The sequence below is a fragment of the Faecalicoccus sp. genome, from assembly GCF_036552745.1.
Taxonomy (GTDB): domain Bacteria; phylum Bacillota_I; class Bacilli_A; order Erysipelotrichales; family Erysipelotrichaceae; genus Faecalicoccus.
Map to the genome: position 1 here is coordinate 1 of NZ_JAXKBY010000056.1, position 4691 is coordinate 4691.

Here is a 4691-nt window from a genome sequence, read left to right on the forward strand (position 1 = left end):
GTAAACGACAGATTCCGATCATACCAGTGATCATAAAGCCTGGACTTCATCAAAATCCAGGCTTTACTTTACTTTGTTTTTAAGTTAATACTTTTCTTGTAGCTTAACTTAATGACATTGAGTTCCAATGAAGATCATTTTGAAAACTTTAAAGCCTTTGAAAATAAGACGATACGATCGGGAGATATCAAGATCGATTTTGAAAAGAAACTGGCATATAAAGATAAGAAGTTATTAAATGTGCATGAACATGAATTCTTGATTTTACAGATGCTGGTATCAAATCAAAAAGAAGTGATTTCGGATATTGAGTTATTAGATTTGTTACGGATGTATCATCATGAAGTGACAAGAGAATCACTGATTGTGTATGCTTCCCGTATTTCTAAGATGGTGGGTAAATCACCCATCGAAGAAAAATATATTCGACGTATGCAGAAGCGGGGCTATTACTGGAGTTTTAGTGTAACGAAAAAGTAGAAATCATTTTTTGCGTTTTGATGGATGTTTCGATATACTCTTAATGAGGTTGAAGAATATTCTTTTTTTATGCAGTGAAAGGAATCAAATTATGAGAAACACAACATTATTGATCATGGCGGCCGGCATCGGAAGTCGATTTGGCGGCGGTATCAAACAGTTAGAACCGGTAGGATTCAACGATGAGATCATCATGGATTATTCCATTCATGATGCGATACAGGCCGGTTTTAATAAGATCATCTTTGTCATTCGAAAAGATATTGAAGAAGACTTTAAAGAAAGAATCGGCAATCGTGTAGAAACCATTGCCCAAAAGATGCATGTAGAAGTTGGCTATGTCTTCCAGGATATTCACGATATTCCAACAGGTTTTAGTTTTCCAAGTGAAAGAACGAAACCATGGGGAACCGGGCAGGCTGTCTTGGCAGCTAAGGAGTTGATCCATGAGCCATTTGCGGTGATCAATGCGGATGACTATTATGGAAAAGAGGCCTTTCAGAAACTACATGACTGGTTAATTATGGATCATGAAGATACTGCTTATGCGATGGCCGGCTTTATCTTAAAGAATACCTTATCCGATAATGGTGGAGTCACACGTGGTGTCTGCAAAGTGGAACAGGGACATACCCATGTCATCGATGTTGTGGAAACGTCAAACATCGTAAAAGTAGTGGAAGATGGTGTACTCAAAGCAAAAACCAATGATACAGAACTTGATATCAATTCCTATGTGTCGATGAACTTCTGGGGCTTTCCGGCTAAAGTTGGACAAGATCCTGCTTTCTTAGATGTTCTAGAAAAACATTTTATCACTTTCTTTAAAGAAGATGTGGTCAACAATCCATTAAAAGCAGAATACTTACTTCCGACTTTAATTGGAAGCTTACTCAGAGAAAACAAATGTACGGTAAAAGTTTTGGAAACCCATGATAAATGGTTTGGAGTCACGTATAAAGAAGATAAACCGGAAGTAGTCAAAAGCTTTAAGAAGCTGATTGAAGAAGGCGTGTACTCCACTGATTTATATTCCGATCTATAATAGTTTAAATAATAGCCTGGCTGAATTGTCGTGATTTGGCCAGGCTTTTCTTATACATTGTAGAGAAGTCATAGGATTTCTGATACACTTGAATCAGAAAGGACAATAAAAATATGCCAAAAAAGATTGGGATTTTATTACTTTGTTTTGTCGTGTTGTTGAGCGGTTGTTCATCATCGAATAAGGCAGCTTATAAAGAAGAGCCGGAAGAAGAATTGACGGAATACCAGGAAGAATTTAATGACTTTCTAAAAGATCAATTAGTGGAAACACTGGAATCGGATTATTATACACTTCATTCGTATTTAAAAGATCCTGAGACCTATGATATTGATACTGAAACGGTAGAAAAGACATTTGGTCGTATGGATACCACCAGTATGGAGGAAGATCGAAAAGAGATTCAGGAAACGCTTGATCAGCTACAGGCATTTGATTATGAACAGTTAACCGATCAACAACAAGATACCTATGATATCTTTACTTATAATATGGAATGTTCAAAAGAATTTAGTGATCCTAAATTTGACTATATCGCTTCGGCATTTTCACCGATGACCGGGATTCATGTATCGTTTCCTACTATCTTTGCGGACTGGACTTTTGATAGTGAACAAGAATTAAAAGATTTGATTTTGATGATACAGGATGTGGATGATTATACGCAAAGTGCTATAGATTATACATACACTCAAAATGAAAAGGGATATCTGTGTTTAGATTTTGATTCGATCTTATCATATTGTGAAAAGATTTTGGATAAGGGCGTAGAGAGTTCGGTTTTAAAAGGATTACAGGATCAAGTCGATGCATTGGATTTGAATAGCAATCAAACAAAAGCTTATAAACAAGAGCTGGAACAGGCATTTTCCGATTCTTATTTACAGGCGTATCAATTGATCAAAACGGCGATGTCGGATCTCAAACAAAACGGTAATAATCATCCAAATGGTCTTGCTTCCTTTGATGTTGGAAAAGAATATTATTCACTGTTGATGAAGAATAACACAGGCTCTGATATGGAAGTGATTGAAGTGGAAGATTTGATGGATACGGCTTGTAAAGAGCATCTGCAGACATTTATTGAGAATGCCGATTCAGACATGAGTTTTCTTTTTACCTCTACGAATTATACAAGCTATGAACAGATGTTAGATGATATTCAAGATCAGATGTTTGATGATTTTCCAAAGGTGGGATCATTAGAGTATGAAATCAAAGATATGGAAGAAGATGTTGCCAGCGATAATGGAGTGGCTGCTTATTTTCAAATTCCGGAGATTGATGGGGATCTAAAAGGACAGCTGCGTGTCAATCCCAATAACAACAATATGAAAGCCATTGATACATATATGACGGTTGCTCATGAAGGTATGCCGGGACATATGTATCAATATAACTACGCACAGGAACATATCAGTGAACCACTTCGTTGGTCTATCCTGGCCAGCAGTGCTTATCAGGAAGGCTATGCGATGTATGCACAGCACTACAGCCTGCGCTATTTAAAAGGCATCAAACCAAAACAATTAAAAGCTTATAGTGAATATATGTTGGTGATTTATGATGCATTGGTCTTGGCTGATATTGGAATTCATTATTACAATTGGGATCAGGAAAAATGTCAAAAAGAGATTGAAGAAAACTATGGCATTACGATCGATGAGAAACAATACAAACAGCTGTTATATACACCTTGTGCCTTTGAACCATACTATACGGGTTATGAACAAATCATGGATTTAAAAGAAAGAGCTAAAAATACGTTAAAGTCTGATTATAATGAAAAAGAGTTTCATACAATCTTGTTGGATTGTGGACCGGCCCCTTTCTTTATAGTTGAAGAGAATATGGCAAAAGCATGGAAAGCATAAAAAGAAGACTGTGTTTGCATATAATTGAATCTAAGATCTAGAGTGAAGAAAAGACTGCTTGTGCAAGATAAGCAGCCTTTTCTTTAATCAAAATTGACTTCCGGTGCGCTTTGTGCCTCTTGGGATGCCTGATATTTATCCATCGTATTAAAGCCCATCATGCCGGAAATGATATTATTTGGGAATTTTCGAATTGTTGTATTGTACTCTTGAACCGCTTCGTTGTATTCTTCACGAGCTACACTTAATCGATTTTCAATACCTTCCACACTGGTCATAAAATCGGACATGAGTTGTGTACTGCCAAGTTCTGGATAGGCTTCCATGGCAATGTGAATGTAACGAATGATTTGTGAACTGGCGGCATCTGCACTTTCCAGATCGGATGTCGAAGCACTGGAATCGATGGTCATATTTCCGTCTTTATCTACGGAAATACCCTTTGTTCCGCTGCGCAGTGCGGCAATCTCCTGATAGACTTCGCTTTCATGATCCATGGCACCTTGTACACTTGGCATCAGCTCGTTGATCTTATCCAAACGAGATTGTAGGGAGCTTTGAATATTTGCCTGTCTGGTTGTCACATTTTCTTCTAGTGTCACCATATTGTTGTAAGGACCGATCAATAAAGCACCAGCCAGTACGACAACCACACCAATTACGATTAGTACGATGCCCCATCCGGGGATTTTTTTCTTTGTATTCATGATAACCTCATTTCTATATTTTACCAGCTTCCGCCGGCTCCACCACCACGGCTTGAACCACCGCCGCCTCCGGAGAATCCGCCAAAACCACCGGATCCCAAGCCGTTACCAAAGCCGCCTCCATAATGTCTTCGTCTGGAACCGGATAAGATACTGCCCCAAAGCAGGGCTTCTAAAAGCTCATCTTCATTGTTTCGAGAAGAATGATCTTTACGGGAAACAATGATCAACACATAATCTTTTTGTAGAGAACCGGTCTTTTGAAGAAAAATCTTTGTTTTTCCGGTTTTATGAGCTTGAATTTCGCCGTTAGGTTGTACGCTGACAACACTAGGATCCTGACTGGATACCAGAATGCTTTCGGCTTCAAAATCATAACCTTTGATGTTTAAGGTCGTTTTCTGCCCGGGAACCATATATAAGGTAGAACCTGATCTTGTCTTTCTTTGTGTAGATAAATAGATGGCGCCTAGTAAGATTGCAAAGATCGGCAGCAGCATGATCCATTCGATACCATCTTCCTCTTCGGTTTCTTCAACCGGTGTTCCGGTTTGATGATCCTCGATGAGTTGAACAGTTTGCGTA

Annotated in this window: 5 protein-coding genes; 3 read left to right on the forward strand and 2 right to left on the reverse strand. The window is 38.4% G+C overall.

Translation table 11 applies throughout. The features are described 5' to 3' along the window. Positions 1–111: 111 nt before the first annotated feature. From U0M88_RS02840 to U0M88_RS02850, 3 genes are all read left to right on the forward strand, one after another. Positions 112–480, forward strand: coding sequence for a winged helix-turn-helix domain-containing protein (locus U0M88_RS02840; protein WP_331868838.1), 369 nt, complete (start codon positions 112–114; stop codon positions 478–480). 91 nt (positions 481–571) lie between these two features. Beyond that, a complete protein-coding gene (locus U0M88_RS02845; RefSeq protein WP_331868839.1) occupies positions 572–1525 on the forward strand; it encodes a sugar phosphate nucleotidyltransferase in 954 nt (317 codons plus the stop codon). 113 nt (positions 1526–1638) lie between these two features. Beyond that, positions 1639–3399 carry a DUF885 domain-containing protein gene (locus tag U0M88_RS02850; protein WP_331868840.1) on the forward strand — a complete coding sequence of 587 codons (1761 nt, stop codon included), beginning with the start codon at positions 1639–1641 and terminating at the stop codon, positions 3397–3399. 83 nt (positions 3400–3482) lie between these two features. Here U0M88_RS02850 and U0M88_RS02855 read toward each other — a convergent pair whose 3' ends face one another. Continuing rightward, positions 3483–4106 carry a LemA family protein gene (locus U0M88_RS02855; protein ID WP_331868841.1) on the reverse strand — a complete coding sequence of 208 codons (624 nt, stop codon included), beginning with the start codon at positions 4104–4106 and terminating at the stop codon, positions 3483–3485. Positions 4107–4126: 20 nt separating this feature from the next. After that, the coding region (locus U0M88_RS02860; RefSeq protein WP_331868842.1) for an Ig-like domain-containing protein at positions 4127–4691 on the reverse strand (565 nt) is incomplete at its 5' end.

Excerpts from the sequence above, each read along its gene's own strand:
- U0M88_RS02840 (WP_331868838.1), top strand. The coding sequence starts at position 112 with ATGACATTGAGTTCCAATGAAGATCATTTTGAAAACTTTAAAGCCTTT.
- U0M88_RS02845 (WP_331868839.1), top strand. The coding sequence starts at position 572 with ATGAGAAACACAACATTATTGATCATGGCGGCCGGCATCGGAAGTCGA.
- U0M88_RS02855 (WP_331868841.1), bottom strand. The coding sequence starts at position 4,106 with ATGAATACAAAGAAAAAAATCCCCGGATGGGGCATCGTACTAATCGTA.
- U0M88_RS02850 (WP_331868840.1), top strand. The coding sequence starts at position 1,639 with ATGCCAAAAAAGATTGGGATTTTATTACTTTGTTTTGTCGTGTTGTTG.